Source organism: Delftia sp. BGA-UO-ETr-SB1, assembly GCF_059567865.1.
In genome coordinates this window covers 891,518-912,163 of the sequence record NZ_JCAQOW010000004.1, presented here as the reverse complement: position 1 = coordinate 912,163, position 20,646 = coordinate 891,518, and the positions used below count along the sequence as shown (strand labels likewise).

Here is a 20,646-nt window from a genome sequence, read left to right as displayed (position 1 = left end):
CTCAGCGCGGCAGCACCGGGCCGCGCTGCGTCAGAGCGCGCAGTTGCTCTTCGTTGTCTGCATCGAAGGGCTCGATGCGGGGAGGCGCTTCCTGCCCGGCCGGTTGCTGCGCAGTCTTGAGCATGTGCGACGGCGCCGGGGCGATGCGGTTTTCCACCTGCATCACCGGCGGGAAGTCCTTGTCGCCCCGCAGGCCGGGCCGACTCTCGATGACGCCCATGTCACCGAAGTGGCTGATCATGCGGTTGATCTCGCTCTCATAGCCTTCCTCGCCCAGTGTGCGGAACCACGACTCGCGCCGGTTGAAGGCGGCAACGCGCTGCTCGCGCGGCAGTTCGGTGTTGATGACCCTTTCATAGGCCTCCTGCGTCAGCACCTGGTTGGGCACGCGGGCCGGCCAGAACGTGGGCAGGTAGGGGTCGTAGCGTGGGCCATAGCCGGCGTAATAGCCGCTGCGGCAGCTGGCGGTGTCGGTCTGCCAGGGGACCGCCATCCAGCGCGTGAGGTCGCCGGCCACTTGTGCATACAGCGGCCCGCTCTCGGACAGTGCCACGGCGGGGGTGAGCCGCGAGCCGTAGAGCTGCAGCTCGGGCGGGTTCTCGGCCGCCTCGCGGATGCGAAATGGCGCCCGGTACATGCTGGCGTGGCGCATGGGCCAGGTGATCTCGCAACCCGGGTGAAAGGCATCGGCCAGGCAGTCGTCCATGGCGGCATGGTCGAGCATGGTGGGCTGCTCCTGCAGCGGCACATCGGACAGCTGGGCCGGATACTTCTGGCCGGACCTCCAATCGGAGAGAAAGTGGCCTGCGGCCCACAGGTCCAGCATCCTCAGCTGCGTGGCCGTCAGCGCCGCATGCTGGCGCGGCGTGTCGGCCGGCGGCACGGCCATGGCGTCGCCATACAGCCAGGGCCAGGGCTGGGGGGATGCGCCGTCCCGGTCAAAGCGCCGGAAGGCATTGGCCACCTGCTGGCGCAGCTCGGCCCAGGTCGTGCCCGGGCTGTTGAGCCTGGCGATCCACGCCTCGTCATCCGCACTGGCCGCCCCGCCCCAGCCGAACTGGGATGCAAAGCCCTTGTTCGCCCACTGCAGGCTGCTCTGGCGCTGGAGTATGGGCAGGATGTGCCGGCTGAAGGAGACGTGCAGCGGGAAGGCGGCCATGCCCGAGTGGATGTACACATCCTCCATCAGGTCCTTCATGGTACGCACCGACTTCATCTGCGGGCCGTAGTTGGGCGGCGCAACCGTGACCCATGCCGCATCCACCGGCACGGAAACGCCAGCCACGACGACCTTGGCACGCACGGGGCCGTCGGCCACATCGTCATGCCAGCCCTCGTTGTTCGCAAACGTAGTGGCCTTGGAGCCATCCACGGAGGCAGAGACGCCACGGCCTCCCAGCACGAGAAGCTGGCCCGTCTTTTCAATGCGCAATTCGCCCAGATAAACCGGCTTGCCGCAGAAACTGCCGCTGTCGAATGCCACCGGGGCCGAGCCTTTGGCAATTCGGCGGGCTCCCGGTCGAATGGCCAGGCTTTTCCGGTCCTTCACCGTGGCATTGCGCAAAATCGTGGGATCGGCCGCTGCGGCTTCAGGCACGTCCAGCGCCAATTGGAATTGATACCAGGCGGCCTTGGTATTGGCCAGTTCGACTTCCCATTCGATCTGGTCCTGGTCGGCCGTGAGTTCACGCACCACCTCGCCTGCGGCGTTGTAGCCGTAGATGCGAAAGCGCGCCGCCTGCCGCTTGAGCGCGCCCTGCGCATCACGCAGGCTGCCCGGCGCCATGGGCGGCACATGCATCAGCTCGGGGCCGACATAGTACTCATCCGGACTATTGCCAATACGCGCCACACCAATTCCCGGGTGTATGGCTGCACGCACAATGGTGGAGTCGATTCCCATTCGTCGCCCTTTCAGTTGCTGAGGCAATGATTGCAACAAACAGTATCAAAAAAGCCGAGACAAAGTTAATTATCGGGAATCAACAATCCATAGCAACGCAAGAATGAGTTCAATTGAACCCATTCATTCGCCAATAGATGGACTGCTATTGATAATGAATTAGCAGGATAAATAATAGATGGACTGCTATTGATAATGAATTAGCAGGATAAATATCGATTCACAGCAGCACGATGTCGTATTGCTCCTGTGCCATGGCTGTCTCGGCCTGCAGCGAGATGGGCTTCTTGATGAAGTCGGACAGGCCGGCCAGGTGCTGGCTTTCCTCGTCCAGGAACATCTCCACCACCTTGGGCGAGGCCACGATGCGGAACTCGCGCGGGTTGAACTGGCGCGCCTCGCGCAGGATTTCGCGCAGCACCTCGTAGCAGACGCTGCGCACGGTCTTCACATGGCCCTTGCCCTGGCAGACCGGGCAGGATTCGCACAGCATGTGGGCCAGCGATTCGCGCGTGCGCTTGCGCGTCATCTCCACCAGGCCCAACTGCGAGAAACCGCCCGCCATGGTCTTGACGCGGTCGCGCCCGAGCTGGCGCTTGAATTCGGACAGCACCTCGGCCTGGTGGTCGTCGCGCACCATGTCGATGAAGTCCACGATGATGATGCCGCCCAGGTTGCGCAGGCGCAGCTGGCGCGCGATCTGCTGGGCCGCTTCCAGGTTGGTCTTGAAGATGGTGTCGTCGAAGTTGCGCGCCCCCACGTAGCCGCCTGTGTTGACGTCCACCGTGGTCAGCGCCTCGGTCTGGTCCACGATCAGGTAGCCGCCGGACTTGAGGTCCACGCGGCGGCCCAGCGCGCGGGCGATTTCCTCGTCGATGGCGAACAGGTCGAAGATGGGCCGCTCGCCGCGGTAGTGCTGCAGCTTGGGCACGGCCGCCGGCATGTACTCCTGCCCGAAGGTCATGAGCAGGGCGAACTGCTCCTTGGAGTCGATGCGGATGCTCTGCGTGCCCTCGCCCACCAGATCGCGCAGCACGCGCTGCAGCAAGTTCAGGTCCTGGTGCAGCAGCGACATGGGCGGCAGGCGCACCGAGGCGTCCTTGATGCGGCTCCAGGTCTTGCGCAGGTAGCGGATGTCGTCGGCCAGCTCGGCGTCGCTGGAATCCTCGCCATTGGTGCGCAGGATGAAGCCGCCGCCCCCGCCGGTTTCCTTGGTGCCCACCAGGCCCTGCAGGCGGGCGCGCAGCGCGTCGCGCTCGCCCTGCGGGATTTTCTGCGAGATGCCGATATGGTCATCCTGGGGCAGCAGCACCAGCAATCGCCCCGCAATGCTGATCTGCGTGGACAGGCGCGCGCCCTTGGTGCCGATCGGGTCCTTGATGACCTGCACCATGATGGTCTGGCCTTCGAAAACCTGCTTTTCAATGGGCACGACAGGCATGTCCTTGCGCGCGAACATGGGGGCCTCGCCCCCTTCCTGACGCTGCCAGACATCGGCCACATGCAGGAAGGCCGCGCGCTCCAGGCCGATGTCGATGAAGGCCGACTGCATGCCCGGCAGCACGCGCGAGACCTTGCCCAGATAGACGTTGCCAACCAGGCCGCGCTCCAGCGGGCGCTCCATGTGCAGCTCCTGGACGGCGCCGTTCTCGATGATGGCCACGCGCGTTTCCTGTGGCGACCAATTGATCAGAATGTCTTGCTGCATGCTGTGCCTGTGGTGTGCTTTGTCGTTTGTATTTCTCGGCCATGGCGGCCCGGCAATCATTGAGCCGGTGGCCGCTTGCCACTATCTTGCCGCGCCATCCGCTGCCATCGGCGGTCTGCGCATGCCTGCACGCCCCTGCGGGCCCAGGTCGGGGAGCCGGCCTACAGTGCCCAGCCCAGCTCGCGCAGCAGCGCCGCCGTCTCGAACAGCGGCAGGCCCATGATGCCCGAGTAGCTGCCGTGCAGCCACTGCACATGGGCCGCCGCGCGGCCCTGTATGCCATAGGCGCCGGCCTTGCCCATGGGCTCGCCCGAGGCCACATACGCGTCGATCTGCTGCGCGCTCATGGCCGAGAAGCAGACCTGGGACACCGACAGCGCAGCCAGGCGCCGCGTGCCGTGCTGTATGGCGACGGCGGTCAGCACCTCGTGCTCGCGGCCCGCAAGCGCGGTCAGCATGCGGCGGGCATCGTCGGCATCGGCAGGCTTGCCAAGAATGCGGCCATCCAGCGCCACCGTGGTGTCCGAGCACAGCACGGGCGCCACAGCCAGGGCGCGGCGCGCATGGCGGGCCATGGCGGCATCGAGCTTGAGCGCGGTGACGCGCTGCACATAGTCACGCGCTGCCTCATCGGCCAGTTCGGCCTCTATGGCCTCGGCATCTTCGGCAATGTCGCCCTCAGCGTTGGGCAGCAAAAGCTCATGGGCCACACCCAGCTGCTCCAGCAGCTGGCGGCGGCGGGGGCTCTGGGAGGCAAGGTAGATGAATGGCGGCATGATAAGAATGAGAAATGCCTTCAGCCCTTTGTTGCAAAGCGCTGAAGGCTATCAAAATCATAGTATCACGAGATCCTCGGATCCGCGTGACAGGGCCGCTGGCAGAGCCTGGGAGCCGGGACAGGCCCTATTCCCGGTGGTAGGGATGGCCGGCGTTGACCGACCAGGCACGGTACAGCTGCTCGATGAGCAGCACCCGCACCATGGCATGCGGCAGGGTCAGGTCCGACAGGCGGATGCGCTCGTGCGCAGCCTGCCTGAAGGCGGGGTCCAGTCCGTCCGGGCCGCCGATGATCAGGGCCACGTCGTCGCCCTCCAGCTGCCAGCCCTGCAGGCGCTGGGCCAGTGCCTTGGTCGTCAGATTGGTGCCGCGCTCATCGAGCACGACGATGCGCGTGCCACGCGGAATGGCGGCTTCGATGCGCTTGCGCTCGGCCGCGTACAGGGTCTCGACCGTCTTGGAGCCGCGCGGCTCGGTCTTGACGGCCTTGAGCTCCACCTTGAGCTCCGGGGGAAAGCGCTTGGCATAGTCGTCGTAGGCCGTCTGTGCCCAGTCGGGCACATGCTGGCCCACGGCCACGATCAACAGCTTCATGCAGCGTCAGTCCCGAACCGTTCAGGCCTTGGCGCGGGGAGCGCGCTTGGCGGCCGGCTTGGCAGCGGCACCTGCCTTGGGCTTGGCGGGAGCACGGTTGACCACCACGGTCTTGATGGCCTTGGGCGCTGCCGTCTTGCGGGCCGGCGCCTTGGCGGCGGCAGACTTCACGGCGGCGGACTTGGGAGCGGCGGACTTGGGAGCGGCCGACTTTGCAGCAGCCGTACGGGATGCGGCCGGCTTGGCAGCTGCGGAACGGGGTGCAGCGGCCTTGGCAGGAGCTGCCTTCTTGGCAGCGGGCTTCTTGCCTGCAGCAGGTGCGGCGGCAGAAGCGGCCTTCTTGGCAGCAGGCTTGGCGGCCGTTGCAGCAGCCTTCTTGGAAGCGGCCTTCTTGGCCTTTTCCTCGGCCTTGTCGGTGGCGGCCGAGCGCGTGGGCTTGGGAGCACCCAGCTTCAGGCGCACAGGCGTCTCGCCCCAGATCTCTTCCAGGCGGTAGTACTGACGGATGGCTGGCTGCATCACATGGACCACGGCCTGGCCGCAGTCCACGATGATCCACTCGCCGTTTTCTTCGCCTTCCTGGCGTGGCACGGGAAAACCGGCCTGCTTGACGGCGTCGCGCACGCTGGAGGCCAGCGCCTTGGTCTGGCGGTTGGAGGTGCCCGCAGCCACGATCACGCGCTCGAACAGCGGCGAGAGCTTTTCGGTATTGAAGACCTGGATGTCTTGGGCCTTGACGTTTTCGAGGCCGTCAACAATGGCGCGTTGCAGCTTGGTCACGTCGCGCTTGGCTGCGGAATCCGATTTGGTGGAAGTGGTCATCAGGCGGTGATCAGTGGAATAGAAATGGGATCAATATAGCGCGAGCGCCGTGCGGCCCGTAGAGGGCTTGGCTGTAGCGGCGCTCCAAAATGCATGGAGTTCGCCCACAGATCGCCGGAAGATTTCGCGCCGAAGAAAGTGGAGAACGCAGCCAACGCTGCGCCTCAAGCTATTGAAATTATAGTTTTGCCGCCTATTCCCTTGCACGCGCGGATTTCGCCACGCGGCCGGAGATGGCGGCAATGGGACTCAAAGCCAGTCGCGGCGCACCAGGAATTGCTCCAGCAGCGCCCGCTCGGGCGTGCCGGGCGCGTCCTCGCGCTGGTAGCTCCAGCTCGCATGCGGGGGCATGGACAGCAAGATGGATTCCGTGCGCCCGCCGGACTGCAGGCCGAAGTGCGTGCCCCGGTCCCAGACCAGGTTGAACTCCACGTAGCGGCCGCGGCGGTAGCGCTGGAAATCGACCTGCTGCTGCCCGTAGTCCATGGCCTGGCGGCGCTCGACGATGGGCAGGTAGGACTCCAGAAAGGAATCTCCCACCGAACGCAGCATGTCGAAGCTGCGCGCCTGGCCCAGCTCAGAGAAGTCGTCGAAGAAGATGCCGCCGATGCCGCGCTGCTCGTTGCGGTGCTTCAGGCAGAAGTACTCGTCGCACCAGGTCTTGAAGCGCGGGTAGAGCGCGTCGCCAAAAGGCGCCAGCGCATCGCGGCAGACGCGGTGAAAGTGCTGTGCATCTTCCTCGAAGCCGTAGACCGGTGTCAGGTCCATGCCGCCGCCGAACCAGCAGGTGGGTTCGTTGCCCGGATGCCCTGCCGCACCTGAGCCTGCCGCACCTGAGCCGGCCGCACCTGAGCCGGCCGCAATCATTCGCACATTCATGTGTACCGTAGGCACAAAAGGATTGCGCGGATGGAAGACCAGGGACACGCCCATGGCCTCGAACGGCGCACCCGCCAGTTCAGGCCGGTGCTGCGTGGCCGAGGGCGGCAGCTGCGGCCCGCGCACATGCGAGAAGCCGCAGCCCGCGCGCTCGAACACGCGGCCGCCCTCCATGATGCGGGTGATGCCATCGCCCTGCAGGCGCTCGCCGGGGCCCTTGCTCCAGGTGTCGGACAGAAAGCGTGCACCGCCCTCGCCTTCCACCTGCTCCAGCGCCTGCGTGATGCGGGCCTGCAGGCCCGTCAGGTACTCGCGCACCTGGGCCACGGGCAGCGCCTGCCCGGTCGATTGCTCTGCCATGGACTCAGTTCTTCACAGCACGGAAGCCGATGTCGCGGCGGTACTGGGCACCATCGAAATGGATACCGCGCGCCACGTCATAGACCTTTTGCTGGGCCTGCTTGACGCTGTCGGCCAGCACGGTGACGCACAGCACGCGGCCACCGCTGGTGACGGGCACGCCGTCCTTGAGCTGGGTGCCGGCATGGAAGACCATGGCATCGGCGGCGTCCTGCGGCAGCCCGCTGATGGCATCCCCCTTGCGCGGGTCCTCGGGGTAGCCGGCCGCAGCCATAACCACGCCCAGCGCCGTGCGGCGGTCCCATTGCAGCTCGACCTGGTCGAGCTTGGCATCGGTGGCCGCCAGCATGACGTCCACCAGATCGCTCTTGAGGCGCATCATGATGGGCTGGGTCTCGGGGTCGCCCATGCGGCAGTTGAACTCCAGCGTCTTGGGATGGCCGGACGCGTCGATCATCAGGCCCGCATAGAGGAAGCCGGTGTAGGGAATGCCGTCCTTTTCCATGCCGCGGATGGTCGGCAGGATGATCTCGCGCATGGCGCGGGCATGCACGTCGGCCGTGACCACGGGCGCGGGCGAGTAGGCGCCCATGCCGCCCGTGTTCGGGCCCTGGTCGCCGTCCTTCAGGCGCTTGTGGTCCTGGCTGGTTGCCAGGGCCAGAACGTTCTTGCCGTCGCACAGCACGATGAAGCTGGCTTCCTCGCCGGCGAGGAATTCCTCGATCACCACGCGGGCGCCGCCGTCGTTGTGGGCCACGCCGTACTTGTTGTCCACGAGCATGAAGTCCACGGCGTCGTGGGCTTCCTGCAGCGTTGTCGCAACGACCACGCCCTTGCCTGCGGCCAGGCCGTCGGCCTTGACCACGATGGGCGCACCCAGGCGGTCCACGTAGGCATGGGCCGCCACCGGGTCGGTGAAGGTTTCATAGAGCGCCGTGGGGATGCCGTGGCGCGCCATGAAGTCCTTGGAGAAGGCCTTGGAGCTTTCCAGCTGGGCGGCCGCCTTGGAGGGGCCGAAGATGCGCAGGCCGTGGGCGCGGAACTCATCGACCACGCCGGCAGCCAGCGGAGCCTCGGGGCCGACCACGGTCAGCGCGACCTTCTCGGCCTGCGCCCACTCGCGCAGCGCCTGCGGGTCGGTGATGTTGAGGTTTTCCACCTTGCCGCCGGCCAGGCCCGTGCCACCGTTGCCGGGGGCCACATAGACCTTGGTCGATTTCGGCGATTCAGCCAGTTTCCACGCCAGGGCGTGCTCGCGGCCTCCGCCACCAATCACAAGAATTTTCATAGTTCAGCGTTGTGGTAGACGTCCTGTACGTCATCCAGGTCTTCGATCATGTCCAGCAGCTTTTGCATGCGGGCTGCGTCATCGCCTTGCAGGGCGATGGTGTTTTCCGGGCGCATGGTGACTTCAGCCACCTCCGGCGTCAGGCCCTTGGCCTGCAGCGCGTCGCGCACGGTTTCGAACTCTGCGGGTGCGGTCAGCACCTCGATGGCTCCCTCGTCATCGGTGATCACGTCCTCGGCGCCGGCCTCCAGAGCCACTTCCATGATCTGGTCCTCGTCGCTTCCGGGAGCGAAGATCAGTTGTCCGACATGCTTGAACTGGAAGGACACGGAACCCTCCGTGCCCATGTTGCCACCGTACTTGCTGAAGGCGTGACGCACATCCGCCACAGTGCGCACGCGATTGTCGGTCATGGTGTCCACGATGATGGCCGCGCCGCCAATGCCATAGCCTTCGTAGCGGATTTCCTCGTAGGTCACGCCTTCGAGGTTGCCCGTGGCCTTGTCGATGTTGCGCTTGATGTTGTCGGCCGGCATGTTGGCCGCCTTGGCCTTTTCCACCGCGAGGCGCAGGCGCGGGTTGGCGCTGAGATCGCCCCCTCCCGTGCGTGCCGCCACCATGATTTCACGGATGATGCGAGTCCAGACCTTGCCGCGCTTTTCGTCCTGGCGGCCTTTGCGGTGCTGGATATTGGCCCATTTACTGTGTCCTGCCACAGGCTGTCCTTTGATATTGATTTAACCTTGCGGCTGGGATTTTACTTTTGACCGCATGCTCCCCCGAGGAAACCCGAAATGGCCGCTCCACTTCTGATCGCCCGCCACTCTGCCACAGAATGCCTGCTGCTGCCCGCACTGGCCAATCGACATGGCCTGATCACGGGCGCCACCGGCACCGGCAAGACCGTGACGCTGCAGAAAATGGCCGAGGGATTCTCCGAGATCGGCGTGCCGGTGTTCATGGCCGACATCAAGGGAGACCTGTCCGGCATCAGCCAGGCTGGCAGCACGGGCGCCAAGATGGCGGCCTCCCTGCAGGAGCGCGGCATCGAGATTCCCCAGCCCCTGGCCTGCCCCACCACGCTGTGGGACGTGTTCGGCGAGCTCGGCCACCCGGTGCGCGCCACGGTCTCGGACATGGGTCCGCTGCTGATCGGCCGCATGCTGGCCCTGAACGACACGCAGATGGGCGTGCTCAACCTGGTCTTCAAGATTGCCGACGACAACGGACTGCTGCTGCTGGACCTCAAGGACCTGCGCGCCATGCTCCAGCATGTGGGCGACAACGCCAAGCAGTTCACCACCGAGTACGGCAACATCAGCGCGGCCAGCGTGGGTGCCATACAGCGCGGGCTGGTCGCCATCGAGTCGCAGGGCGGTGACAAGTTCTTTGGCGAGCCCATGCTCGACATCAACGACCTGATGCAGACCGATGCCGGCGGCAAGGGCGTAGTCAACATCCTGGCCGCCGAGAAGCTGATGAATTCGCCGCGCCTGTACTCCACCTTCCTGCTGTGGATGCTGTCCGAGCTGTTCGAGCGCCTGCCCGAGATCGGCGACCCCGACAAGCCCAAGCTGGTCTTCTTCTTCGACGAGGCCCACCTGCTGTTCAACGACGCGCCCAAGGTGCTGCTCGAACGCATCGAGCTGGTGGTGCGCCTGGTGCGCTCCAAGGGCGTGGGCGTGTACTTCGTCACGCAAAACCCCATGGACGTGCCCGACACCGTGCTGGCCCAGCTGGGCAACCGCGTGCAGCACGCGCTGCGCGCCTTCACGCCGCGCGACCAGAAGGCCGTCAAGGCCACGGCCACCACCATGCGGCCCAAGCCCGGCCTGGATATCGAGGCCGCCATCACCGAGCTGGCCGTGGGCGAGGCCCTGGTGAGCTTCCTCGACGACAAGGGACGCCCCGGCATCACCGAGCGTGCCTACGTGATCCCGCCCGGCAGCCAGATCGGCCCCATCAACGAGGAGCAGCGCAAGACCCTGCTGGCACAGTCGCTGGTGGCCGGCGTCTATGAAAAGGCGGTGGACCGCGAGTCGGCCTACGAGGTGCTGCGCGGCCGCACGGCAGCGGCCGGCGACGGCGCAGCGCCAACCGGCACGGGCCCGGCCGGTGCTGCGCCCGCGGCAAGCGAAGGTGGCGCCATGATGGACGGGCTCAAGGACCTGCTGTTCGGCACCACGGGCCCGCGCGGCGGCAAGCACGACGGCCTGGTGCAGACCATGGCCAAGTCCACCATGCGCACCATGGGCAATTCGCTGGGCAAGGAGATCCTGCGCGGCGTGCTCGGTGGCATCCTGGGCAACAAGAAGCGCTGAAGCGCTGGCGCACCGGCACTGCGCCGCATCAAACACCATAGCACCCAGCCGTTGCCATGCAACGGCTGGCGCATTTCAGGGCTCTGAAAGCCCGCGCATGCGGCTATGATCGAAAGCGCCTCCATCCACTTTGCGGAACCGCACGCCATGACGACGAACAGCCCACCCTCGCTGCCCACCTATGACGATGTCGCCGCCGCCGCTCGCCGGCTGGAAGGCGTGGCCCACCACACACCCATACTGCGCAGCCGCACCGCCGACGAGCTGCTGGGCGCCCAGCTGTTCTTCAAGTGCGAGAACCTGCAGCGCACGGGCGCCTTCAAGATACGCGGCGCCTACAACGCGCTGTCGCAGTTCACGCCCGAGCAGCGCAAGCGCGGCGCCCTGGCCTTCTCCTCGGGCAACCATGCCCAGGCCGTGGCCCTGGCCGCGCAGATGCTGGACATGCCCGCGCTCATCGTCATGCCCGAGGATGCCCCCGCCTCCAAGATGGCGGCCACGCGCTCCTACGGCGCCCAGGTGGTGACCTATGACCGCTTCACCGAGGACCGCGAGGCCATCTCCCGCCGCCTGGCCGACGAGCGCGGCATGACGCTGATCCCGCCGTTCAACCACCGCGACGTGATCGCCGGCCAGGGCACGGCAGCCAAGGAACTGTTCGAAGAGGTGCCCGACCTGGACTACCTGTTCGTCTGCCTGGGCGGCGGCGGACTGCTGTCCGGCAGCCTGCTGGCGGCCAGGCAACTGGCGCCGCGCTGCAAGGTCTACGGCGTCGAGCCCCAGGCCGGCGACGATGCCCGCCAGTCGCTGCGCGCAGGCCAGATCGTGCAGATCCCCACGCCCCACACCATTGCCGACGGTGCCCAGACCCAGTCCATCGGCGATATCACATTCGCCATCATCCGCGAGCATGTGGAAGATATCCTGGCCGTGGCGGACGAGCATCTGGTGCAGGCCATGCGCTTTTACGCGGAACGCAAGAAAATCGTGGTCGAACCCACGGGAGCGCTCTCGCTGGCGGGCGCCCTGCATGGCGGGGTTGCGCTGTCGGGCGCGCGCGTGGGCATTCTGATCAGCGGCGGCAATGTGGACCTGGCGCGCTACGCACGCTTTCTGCACGACTGAACCGCCCCCTGGCGCCGGCCGCAAATGCCGGCGCCCCTTTTTTCCAGAAGAAAACCATGAGTACTCTGCACCTGATCGACCACCCGCTGGTCCAACACAAGCTCACGCTGATGCGCCGCAAGGAAGCCAGCACCAACAGCTTCCGCCGCATGCTGGGCGAGCTGTCCACGCTGATGGCCTACGAGATCACGCGCGACATGCCGCTGCAGGACATCGAGATCGAAACCCCGCTGGAGACCATGACCGGCAAGGTCATCGACGGCAAGAAGCTGGTGCTGGTGTCCATCCTGCGCGCCGGCAACGGTTTCCTCGACGGCATGCTCAACGTCGTGCCCGGTGCGCGCATCGGCCACATCGGCCTGTACCGCGATCCCGAGACGCTGCAGCCCGTCGAGTACTACTTCAAGATGCCCTCCGAGATGGAAGAGCGCGACGTGCTGGTCGTCGATCCCATGCTGGCCACGGGCAACTCGGCAGCCGCCGCCGTGGCGCGCCTGAAGCAGCTGAACCCGAAGTCCATCAAGTTCATGTGCCTGCTGGCCGCGCCCGAAGGCGTGGCCACCATGCAAAAGGCCCATCCCGACGTGGACATCTACACGGCCGCCGTGGACCGCCAGCTCGACGCGCACGGCTACATCCTGCCGGGCCTGGGCGACGCGGGCGACCGCATCTTCGGCACCAAGTAGGCTTGGTGCACGCACCCACAAAAAAGCCGCACATCGTGCGGCTTTTTTGCTGGGGAGCGGGGGGCAGCGGGATCAATCCACCAGGCCCGCGTAGACGTGCTGCACGTCGTCATCGTTCTCGATGCCGGCCAGGAAGTCCTGCACTTCCTCCTGCTGCTCGGCCGACAGGCTGGCCATGCTGACCGGCGTCTTGGCCTTGTAGCCCAGCTTGGCCGACAGCACCTTGAAGCCCTGGGCCGGCAGCGCCTTGCTCACGGTATCCAGGTCCGTCGGGTCGGTGATGAACAGCGTCGTGCCCTCTTCCTCGCCGGGCTCGAAGTCCTGTGCGCCGGCCTCGATGGCGGCCAGCTCGGCATCGGCACCGCCTTCGGGCTCGCCCTCGATCATGCCCACATGGTCGAAGTCCCAGGCCACGGCCGTCATCTGGCCCTTGCGGAAACACACGCGCATGTTGGGCGCCGTGCGGTTCACGTTGTCGGTCAGGCACTCGATCATCACGGGCACGCGGTTGGGGCCGTAGCCTTCATAGACCACGCGTTCGTAGTTGACGGCATCGGCACCCACGCCCGAGCCCTTCTTGATCGCACGCTCGAGCGTGTCCTTGGGCATGGAGGCCTTGCGGGCGGCTTCCACGGCCATGCGCAGGCGCGAGTTGCCTGCCGGATCGGCGCCGGCGCGCGCCGCGACGATGATTTCCTTGGCCAGCTTGCCAAACAGCTTTCCCTTGGCATCGGCGACCAGCGCCTTGCCCTTTGCTTTCCATTGCGCGCCCATGGCTGCTTTTCCCTTGCGGATTCTCTGGTGGGTAGGAGGCGCCGCCGACCGCCCCACGCAGGGACCCGGCCCGGCGCCGAAAGAGCGCTGTTTATACACCCGCGCAAGTGGCTGCGCGGGCTTTTTGCGCAGTGGTTGACAGGGCGCCGCTGGCTCTGGCCGCGTCGTGCATGATGTTTGCCAGATCAAAGCCGGCCGACTGCGCATCGTGCACGGTGACGGGCGCCTCGCGCCGGCACTGGCCGGCTGGCTTTACCTGCTGACGGATGCCCAGGACGGGCAGTTGCTGCGTGTCACCGCCACGCCCTGAGCCCCGTCACGCGCGGCGGCTTACTGCACGGTGATGCCGTTGGCCTTGACCACGGCATCCCAGCGCTTGCGCTCGGCCGCCACGAAGCCCGTGAAGGCGGCGGAGGAGCTGCCCACGGGCGTCAGGCCCAGCTTCTCCAGGCTGGTGCGCGTGGCCGGCAAGGCCAGGGCTTTTTGCACCAGGTCCTGCAGCTTCTGCACGGTGTCGGGCGCGGTGCCTGCGGGCAGGAAGAAGCCGTTCCACTCCGTCACCTCGAAGCCCTTGATGCCGCTTTCCGCCACCGTGGGCACGTCGGGCAGGTCCGGCATGCGCTTGGCCGAGGACACGGCCAGCGCCTTGAGCTTGCCGCCCTTGACGTAGTTGATGCTGGAGGCCGCGTTGGCAAAGTACACATCGACCTGGCCGCCCATGACATCGACGATGGCGGGCGCCCCGCCCTTGTAGGGAACGTGGACGGCATCGAACTTGGCGTCTGCCTTGAGCAATTCCGTCGCCATCTGGGCCAGGCTGCCCGGACCGTAGGAGGCATAGGTGAGCCTGCCGGGCTTTTGCCGCGCGGCATTCATGAAGTCGGCCAGGCTGTTGTAGGGCGAGGACGGTGCGGCCACGAGGATGTTGGGCACGCTGATGGCCTGGGACACGGCAATGAAATCCTTGGCCGGGTCATAGGGCAGCTTGCGCAACGCGGGGTTGATGGCGAAGGACGATGCGTCATACAGCACCGTATAGCCATCGGCCTTGGCGCGCGCCACGAGGGCGGCACCGATGGCGCCGCTGGCGCCGGCCTTGTTGTCCACCACCACGGTCTGGCCCGAGACCTCGCCCAGCGCCTTGGCGATGATGCGCGCCGCATTGTCCGCACCGCCGCCGGCCGAGAACGGCACGACGACCGTGATGGCCTGTGCGGCCGGATAGTCGGCCGCATGCAGCGTGCCCTGGAACAGGCCCAGCCCCGCCCCAATACCCAAGGCCAGCATCGTCATGGCGGGCCGCAGTGTCTTGATCTTCTTCACGTTTCTGTCTCCTGTTGCTCAATGGTGAAAACCTGGCTGCGAGGCTTGCGTGCCCCGCGCCCTCAATCGAATCCGTACAGCTCGGCGGCGTTGTCCACCAGCACGCGGGCGCGCAGCGCCGCATCGGGAATCCAGCGTGACAACAGCGCCAGCAGCATGGGGGTCTGCGGCGGATGGGCAGGTTCGGTGACATGGGGCCAGTCGCTGCCCCAGACCAGGCGCTGCGGGGCCTCGGCCACCCAGGCCTGCGCCAGCGCGTCGCAGTCGGCATAGCCTGCGGCCAGGCCCGCCCGGCTGTTCAGATACGGCCCCGAGAGCTTGACCCAGGCCCTGCCCTGCTGCACCAGCCCGCGGACCACGCCGAAGGCGGGCTCGTGCACGCCAGCGCCGTCAGCACTGTCAGCGAGCCGCGCCATGTGGTCGAACACCAGGGTGCATGGCAGCCGCTGCAGCAGCGCCGCATGGACCTCGATCTGGCTGGCCAGCCAGTGCAGCTGCACATGCCAGCCCAGCGCGGCTATGCGCTCGGCCAACGGCTCCAGCATGTCCAGCCGCACGGCTGCATCGTGCTCGGTGTGCAGCGAAAAGCGGATGCCGCGAATGCCGCCGTCATGCAGCGCCTGCAACTGTGCGTCCGTGATATCGGGGTGCACCACGGCAATGCCGCGCGTGCTTGCTGCGCCCAGCGACTGGATGGCGTTCAGCGTGGCCCGGTTGTCCGTGCCATGCGCACGCGGCTGGACGATGACGGCGCGCTCCAGCCCCATGCCGCCGCGCAGCTGCGCATAGTCGGCAGCCGTGGCATGGGCACCAAAACGCGTATCAAAGCGCGTATCAGAACGCGTACCAAAGCGCGGATCGAAGACATGCAGATGGGCGTCGCAGGCGCCAGCGGGCAGTGCCTGCATCAACAGCCCTCTTGCGCAGCGGCCTTCAGCGCCTCGGTATGCTGGCCCAGCGTGGGCGCGGCAAAGGCCGGTGGGCCGGGCGTGCGATCGAATTCGACGGCGCCGGCAAAGCCCCGGTAGCTGCCCAGGGTCGGGTGCTGGAAGCGGGTGACCATGCCCTCGGCCTGCACCTGCGGGTCGTCGAACATGTCTTCCACCGTGCGGGCCGCCGCGCAGGGCACTTCCTCGCCAAACAAGGCTTCCCATTCCAGCGCGCTGCGCCCCGCCAGCGCCTGGCGCAGCAGGGGCACCAGCACGTCGCGGTGCTGGGCGCGCTTGCGCACGGAGTCGTAGCGCTCGTCGCTGGCCACCTCGGGCAGATCCAGCTTGCGGCACAGCGCCGCCCAGAAATGCGCAGTGTTGGCCGAAATGTAGAGATATCCTTCGCGCGTCGGGTGGATGCCCGTGATGCCGCCCGAGCGCATGTCGCGCCCCACCTCGCGCGGCTCGCCCTCGGCCCAGACCATGCGTGCGGACTGCATGGTCAGCGCCGCGCGCAGCAGGGACACGCCCACATGCTGGCCCAGCCCGCTTTTCTCGCGCTCGTACAGCGCCGACGACACACCACCCGCCACCAGGGCCGAGGCGTAGTAGTCCACCACGGAGCCGTAGAGAATCTCGGGCGGCCCGCCTGCCTTGCCCTGCATGGCGCACATGCCGGTCATGGTCTGCAGCACCTGGTCGTAGCCCGCCTTGGCCTTGAGCGGCCCGCGGCTTCCATAGCCGGTGACGCTGCAATAGATGAGGCGTGGGTTGATGGCGGCCAGTTGCGCAAAACCGATGCCCAGCCGCTCGGGCACGCCGGGCCGGAAGTTGTGGACCAGCACATCGGCCTCGCGCACCAGGCGCAGCAGCACGGCGTGGTCGGCCTCGTCCTTCAGGTCCAGCACCATGCCCCACTTGCTGCGGTTCACGCCCAGGAAGGCGCGGCTTTCCGCTTCCAGCGTGGAGGGGTACTTGCGCAGGTTGTCGCCCACGGGCGGCTCGACCTTGATCACCTCGGCGCCCTGGTCCGCCAGCAGCGAGCAGCCATACGGCCCCGCGATATAGGCGCTCAGATCCAGCACGCGCACACCGCTGAGCGGGCCTTTCGGTCCCTGGCGTTCACCGGGCACAAAACTCATTCGTTTCTCCTGATAGGGAAGCGGGAAGGCCTGGGGCACCTCCCGCCAAAGGCCGGGTTCAATCGGCCTGGATATTGCGGTCCTTGGCGAGCTGCTTCCAGCGCGCCACGTCGCTGCGGATCACCTGTGCGAACTGCTGCGGCGTCACGGGGTTGGCAATGGCGCCTTCGCGCAGGAAGCTGGCCTGGATGGTCGGCTTGGCCAGCACCTGGTTCACGGCCTGGTTGAGGCGGTCCACGATGTCGGCGGGCGTGCCCGCAGGCGCCAGCAGCCCCCACCACAGATCGAATTCGTAGCCCGGGATGGCCGTTGCCATGGGAGTCAGGTCCGGCGCAATGGGGCTGGGCTTGAGGCTGGTGATGCCGATGGCGCGCAGCTTGCCGTTGCGCACCATGGGCAGGATGGACGGGCCGCTGGAGACCAGCATCTGCACCTGGTTGCCGATCACGTCGGTCACGGCCGGACCCTGGCCCTTGTAGGGCACATGCATGATGTCCATGCCCGGCACCATGGAGCGCATCATCTCGGTCGCGAAGTGGTTGATGCTGCCGGTGCCCGAGGTGGCGTAGTTGAACTGGCCCGGGCTGGCCTTGATGGCGCGCACCAGATCCTGCGGCGTCCTGGCCGGGAATTCGTTGTTCACGGCCACCACCAGCGGGCCCTTGGCAAACATGGCCACGGGCGCCAGGTCCTTGACGGGGTCGAAGGGCATCTTGGCCTGTACCGCAGCATTCGTCGTCATGCTGGACGAGACCGCCACCAGCGTGTAGCCGTCTGCCGCCGCCTTGGCCACCGAGGCCGTGCCGGTGTTGCCGCTGGCGCCGGGCCGGTTGTCCACGATCACGGTCTGCTTGAGCAGATCGCCCATTTCCTTGGCCACCTGGCGTGCGAACACGTCGTTGGAGCCTCCCGGCGGATAGGGAACCACCATGGTGATGGCCTTGGACGGGAAGGCACCCTGCGCCATCAATCCCGGCGAAGCCAGCCCGGCCAGCGTGGCCACCGTTGTGGCAGCGGCCAGCGCCACCAGCCTGCGCCGCGCGCGGCAATGGGAAATGCTCATGTCTTTGTCTCCTGTACTGTTTCTTGTCATGGGGATGCCCGGCATGCGGGATGCCGGGGCACCGGATTGCCGGCCGCCCGTTCAGGCCGCCAGCAGCCCCTGTGCATGCGCCGCAGCCACGATGGCCTGGGCACGCAGCACAAAGGGCTTGTCCACCATCTTTCCGTCCACCACATAGGCGCCCAGGGCGTTGGCATCTGCCTGGCGGGCCGCCTCCACCACCTTCAGGGCGTGCCCGATTTCCTGCTCGGTGGGCTGGTAGACCGCATTGGCCAGGGCGATCTGGCTGGGATGTATGCAGGTCTTGCCCAGAAAGCCCAGGCCGCGCGACAGGCGGGCCTCGGCGCTGAAGCCCTCGCTGTCGCGGATGTCGGCAAAGGCGCCGTCGTAGGCGTAGACGCCGGCCTCGGCGGCGGCCATGCGCACGGCAAACAGCGCCTGGGCAATGGCGGCGGGCTCGCGCCGGTTCACGCCAAAGGGCTCGAACAGATCGCCCAGCCCCATCTGCAGGCCGGCCACGCTGGCATGGGCGCTGGCCAGTTCGGCAGCGCAGCGCAGGGCGCGGGGTGTTTCGATGTTGAGCAGCAGGCCAGGCGCCTGGGCCACGCCGTTGGCATCTGCCGCCTCGGCAATGCGCTGTGCGGCCTCGCGCACCTGCTGCACGGTCTCGGGCTTGGGCAGGTTGATGAGGTGCACGCCGTCGCGCACCATCTCGGCGATGTCGGCGCCGAAATGCGGCGTATCCATGGCGTTGACGCGCACGATCAGCGTCTTGCCATGGCCCCGGCTTTCAGGGCTGAGCAGGAAGCTGCGCAGCAGGCCGCGCGCCTCGTCCTTGCGGGCCTCGGCCACCGCGTCCTCCAGGTCGAAGGACAGTGCGTCGGCCTCGCCAGCCAGGGCCTTGGCGAACAGCTCGGGACGCGATGCGGGAACAAACAGTTTGCTTCTCATGCACCGCATTGTGGGCGGCAGAAAGCCAAGAGAAACACAGGTAATATTTGTTCAAACCACACAAATTCTTTGTTTATGGAAACCAGCTACCTGCACAGCTTCCTGCTCGTGGTCGAGACGGGCTCCATGGCCGAGGCCGCGCGGCGCCTGAACATCACGGCCGCCGCCGTGGCCCAGCAGATCCGCATCCTGGAGCGCGAGTTCGACGCCCCCCTGCTGGCCCGCGCAGGCCGCACCGTGCTGCCCACGCCAGCCGGCCACCGACTGTCGCAATCGGCCCCGCTGCTGCTGCGCGAGCTGGCCAACGCCAAGACCCATGTCAACCATGAGGGCGCCGACGGCGAGCTGGTGATAGGCACCATCAACACGGCCCTGCACAGCCTGCTGCCCGACATCCTGGCGGGCTTTGTGAAGAAGTGCCCGCAGACCAAGGTGTTCCTGCGCTCGGCCACCACGCGCGAGCTGTACCAGGCCGTGCAGCAAGGCGAGCTGGATGCCGCTGTATGCCTGCACCCCTCCTTCGCCCTGGCCAAGACCTTCGACTGGACACTGCTGCGCGAGGAGCCGCTGGTGCTTCTGGTGCCGCACCAGCTGGCGCACCTGGACCCGCACACGCTGCTGCGCACCCAGCCGCTGATCCGCTATGACCGCAGCCTGGGCGGCGGGCAAATGGTGGAGCGCTACCTGCGCGCCGCGCAGATTGCGCCGCAGGAGCGCTTTGAACTGAGCTCGCTGGTGGCCATTGCCATGATGGTGGAGCGCGGCCTGGGCGTTTCGCTGGTGCCCGACACGGCACTGAACCTGCCCGATGGCCAGGGCGTGGTGCGCCTGGCCCTGCCCGAGGAATCGCAGTCGCGGCGCTTTGGCGTGATGTGGCTGCGCTCGTCGGCACGGCTGCCGTTGATCCACAGGCTGGTGGACTGCGCACGCACCGTGGTCAAGCAGCGCGGCGGCCCGCGCGCTGCCGCGCGCTCAGCAACCAGGACACCGTAGCCCGCGCCGTCAGGACTCCGCCACGGCCGCCGTGGCAACCAGGTCCTGGAACCTGCGCAGCACGGCCGACGCATCGCCCACGCGCGTGGCCAGATGCAGGGGAGCGGCCAACCCGGGGCACTGGGACAGCGCACGGTAGACAATGCCGTCGCTGCGCAGGCGCTGCATGGAGGCCGGCACGATGGACAGCCCCAGCCCTGCCGAGACCAGGCTCAGCGTGGCCGTCATGCGCGGCGCCTCCTGCACCACGCGCGGGCTGAAGCCCGCCTCCAGGCAGGCCTTGAGAATGGCGTCGTACAGGCCCTGCCCTACCCTGCGCCGGTACAGCACGAAATCCTCCGAGGCGAGCTGCGGCAAAGGCACGGGCCGGCGCAATGGGCGTGCCAGCGCATGCCCTGCAGGCAGGGCCAGCAGCATGGGCTCCTCCAGAATCGGCACGGCCTGCAGCCCCTGGCTGCCATGCAGGGGCGAGCGCACAAAGGCCGCATCCAACCGCTCTTGCAGCAGTGCATCCATGAGTTCACCCGTGCCCGCCTCCTCCAGCGCCACGGCCACGCCGGGCACCTGCTGGCGGAACATGCGCAGCACGCCGGGCACGAAGGGATGCAGCGCGGCCGAACTGGTGAAGCCCACGGCCAGCCGGCCCGTTTCGCCCCGGGCGGCACGGCGCACCACCTCGGCCAGCACGTCACAGCGCTCCAGCAGCGCCTTGGACTCTTCCAGCAGCGCCAGCCCCGCCGCCGTCGGCCGCACGCCGCGCGGCAGGCGCTGCACCAGCTCCACGCCCAATTCGTGTTCCAGGCCCTGCAGCAATCGCGTCAGCGGCGGCTGCTGCATGCCCAGGCGCTCGGCCGCGCGGGTGATGTGGCCTTCCTCGGCGATGGCGACAAAGGCGCGCAGTTGGCGAAGCTCGGGCACATCAATACTTTCAAGGTATGGGAAGACTTCAATTGTGGCATTTGCAATCATGGATGGACGGATTTACGCTCGCGCCCCACAAACACACCT

General features: G+C 66.9%; 20 protein-coding genes. 5 read left to right on the top strand and 15 right to left on the bottom strand.

Translation table 11 applies throughout. The features are described 5' to 3' along the window. Position 1: 1 nt before the first annotated feature. From AC57B5_RS04565 to AC57B5_RS04530, 8 genes are all read right to left on the bottom strand, one after another. Complete coding sequence (locus tag AC57B5_RS04565) at positions 2 to 1,903, bottom strand: LodA/GoxA family CTQ-dependent oxidase (protein ID WP_496398843.1); 1,902 nt, start codon at positions 1,901 to 1,903, stop codon at positions 2 to 4. 220 nt (positions 1,904 to 2,123) lie between these two features. Continuing rightward, a complete protein-coding gene (rng, locus tag AC57B5_RS04560; protein WP_013802635.1) occupies positions 2,124 to 3,611 on the bottom strand; it encodes a ribonuclease G in 1,488 nt (495 codons plus the stop codon). A gap of 161 nt (positions 3,612 to 3,772) precedes the next feature. After that, complete coding sequence (locus AC57B5_RS04555; RefSeq protein WP_043820971.1) at positions 3,773 to 4,387, bottom strand: Maf family protein; 615 nt, start codon at positions 4,385 to 4,387, stop codon at positions 3,773 to 3,775. Positions 4,388 to 4,514: 127 nt separating this feature from the next. Beyond that, on the bottom strand, positions 4,515 to 4,982 hold the full coding sequence (gene rlmH, locus AC57B5_RS04550; RefSeq protein WP_012205361.1) for a 23S rRNA (pseudouridine(1915)-N(3))-methyltransferase RlmH: 468 nt from the start codon (positions 4,980 to 4,982) through the stop codon (positions 4,515 to 4,517). 21 nt (positions 4,983 to 5,003) lie between these two features. Continuing rightward, entirely contained in the window at positions 5,004 to 5,804 is an 801-nt protein-coding gene (gene rsfS / locus AC57B5_RS04545) for a ribosome silencing factor (protein ID WP_428144336.1), read from the bottom strand. 249 nt (positions 5,805 to 6,053) lie between these two features. Then, on the bottom strand, positions 6,054 to 7,043 hold the full coding sequence (gene hemF / locus AC57B5_RS04540; RefSeq protein WP_496398842.1) for an oxygen-dependent coproporphyrinogen oxidase: 990 nt from the start codon (positions 7,041 to 7,043) through the stop codon (positions 6,054 to 6,056). 4 nt (positions 7,044 to 7,047) lie between these two features. Continuing rightward, positions 7,048 to 8,331 carry a phosphoribosylamine--glycine ligase gene (gene purD / locus AC57B5_RS04535; protein WP_012205358.1) on the bottom strand — a complete coding sequence of 428 codons (1,284 nt, stop codon included), beginning with the start codon at positions 8,329 to 8,331 and terminating at the stop codon, positions 7,048 to 7,050. Beyond that, positions 8,328 to 9,047: a YebC/PmpR family DNA-binding transcriptional regulator gene (locus AC57B5_RS04530; protein WP_012205357.1), complete on the bottom strand. Its 720-nt coding sequence runs from the start codon at positions 9,045 to 9,047 to the stop codon at positions 8,328 to 8,330. Before AC57B5_RS04530 ends, purD begins: the two co-directional genes overlap by 4 nt. 78 nt (positions 9,048 to 9,125) lie before the next feature. On the opposite strand from AC57B5_RS04530, the gene AC57B5_RS04525 reads away from it, so the two are divergent. The 3 genes from AC57B5_RS04525 to upp all read left to right on the top strand — a co-directional run bounded on the left by AC57B5_RS04525 (position 9,126) and on the right by upp (position 12,463). Then, positions 9,126 to 10,652: a helicase HerA-like domain-containing protein gene (locus AC57B5_RS04525; protein WP_099751535.1), complete on the top strand. Its 1,527-nt coding sequence runs from the start codon at positions 9,126 to 9,128 to the stop codon at positions 10,650 to 10,652. Between the two features lie 147 nt (positions 10,653 to 10,799). Beyond that, complete coding sequence (locus AC57B5_RS04520; protein ID WP_496398841.1) at positions 10,800 to 11,777, top strand: threo-3-hydroxy-L-aspartate ammonia-lyase; 978 nt, start codon at positions 10,800 to 10,802, stop codon at positions 11,775 to 11,777. A 56-nt stretch (positions 11,778 to 11,833) separates the two neighbouring features. Beyond that, entirely contained in the window at positions 11,834 to 12,463 is a 630-nt protein-coding gene (upp, locus tag AC57B5_RS04515) for a uracil phosphoribosyltransferase (RefSeq protein WP_012205354.1), read from the top strand. A gap of 72 nt (positions 12,464 to 12,535) precedes the next feature. Here upp and AC57B5_RS04510 read toward each other — a convergent pair whose 3' ends face one another. Further along, the gene (locus AC57B5_RS04510) at positions 12,536 to 13,237 is read right to left on the bottom strand and encodes a YebC/PmpR family DNA-binding transcriptional regulator (protein WP_012205353.1); all 702 of its coding nucleotides are present in this window, start codon (positions 13,235 to 13,237) and stop codon (positions 12,536 to 12,538) included. A 166-nt stretch (positions 13,238 to 13,403) separates the two neighbouring features. Here AC57B5_RS04510 and AC57B5_RS04505 point away from each other — a divergent pair, with 166 nt between their 5' ends. Beyond that, positions 13,404 to 13,547, top strand: a complete 144-nt coding sequence (locus tag AC57B5_RS04505; protein WP_496398840.1) for a hypothetical protein — start codon at positions 13,404 to 13,406, stop codon at positions 13,545 to 13,547. Positions 13,548 to 13,567: 20 nt separating this feature from the next. Here the strand turns inward: AC57B5_RS04505 and AC57B5_RS04500 are convergent, their stop codons facing one another. The 5 genes from AC57B5_RS04500 to AC57B5_RS04480 form a co-directional block, all read right to left on the bottom strand. Beyond that, positions 13,568 to 14,560 carry a tripartite tricarboxylate transporter substrate binding protein gene (locus AC57B5_RS04500; protein ID WP_496398839.1) on the bottom strand — a complete coding sequence of 331 codons (993 nt, stop codon included), beginning with the start codon at positions 14,558 to 14,560 and terminating at the stop codon, positions 13,568 to 13,570. Between the two features lie 62 nt (positions 14,561 to 14,622). Continuing rightward, positions 14,623 to 15,468, bottom strand: coding sequence for an amidohydrolase family protein (locus AC57B5_RS04495; RefSeq protein WP_496398838.1), 846 nt, complete (start codon positions 15,466 to 15,468; stop codon positions 14,623 to 14,625). Then, positions 15,468 to 16,631, bottom strand: a complete 1,164-nt coding sequence (locus tag AC57B5_RS04490; RefSeq protein WP_496398837.1) for a CoA transferase — start codon at positions 16,629 to 16,631, stop codon at positions 15,468 to 15,470. Before AC57B5_RS04490 ends, AC57B5_RS04495 begins: the two co-directional genes overlap by 1 nt. Positions 16,632 to 16,689: 58 nt before the next feature. Continuing rightward, the gene (locus tag AC57B5_RS04485; protein WP_269196613.1) at positions 16,690 to 17,694 is read right to left on the bottom strand and encodes a tripartite tricarboxylate transporter substrate binding protein; all 1,005 of its coding nucleotides are present in this window, start codon (positions 17,692 to 17,694) and stop codon (positions 16,690 to 16,692) included. 81 nt (positions 17,695 to 17,775) lie between these two features. Next, entirely contained in the window at positions 17,776 to 18,645 is an 870-nt protein-coding gene (locus AC57B5_RS04480) for an HpcH/HpaI aldolase/citrate lyase family protein (RefSeq protein ID WP_034393039.1), read from the bottom strand. A gap of 75 nt (positions 18,646 to 18,720) precedes the next feature. Here AC57B5_RS04480 and AC57B5_RS04475 point away from each other — a divergent pair, with 75 nt between their 5' ends. Next, on the top strand, positions 18,721 to 19,638 hold the full coding sequence (locus tag AC57B5_RS04475) for a LysR family transcriptional regulator (RefSeq protein WP_099733802.1): 918 nt from the start codon (positions 18,721 to 18,723) through the stop codon (positions 19,636 to 19,638). 9 nt (positions 19,639 to 19,647) lie between these two features. On the opposite strand, the gene AC57B5_RS04470 is transcribed toward AC57B5_RS04475, so the two are convergent. Next, positions 19,648 to 20,556 carry a LysR family transcriptional regulator gene (locus AC57B5_RS04470; RefSeq protein ID WP_496398836.1) on the bottom strand — a complete coding sequence of 303 codons (909 nt, stop codon included), beginning with the start codon at positions 20,554 to 20,556 and terminating at the stop codon, positions 19,648 to 19,650. Positions 20,557 to 20,646: the final 90 nt, after the last annotated feature.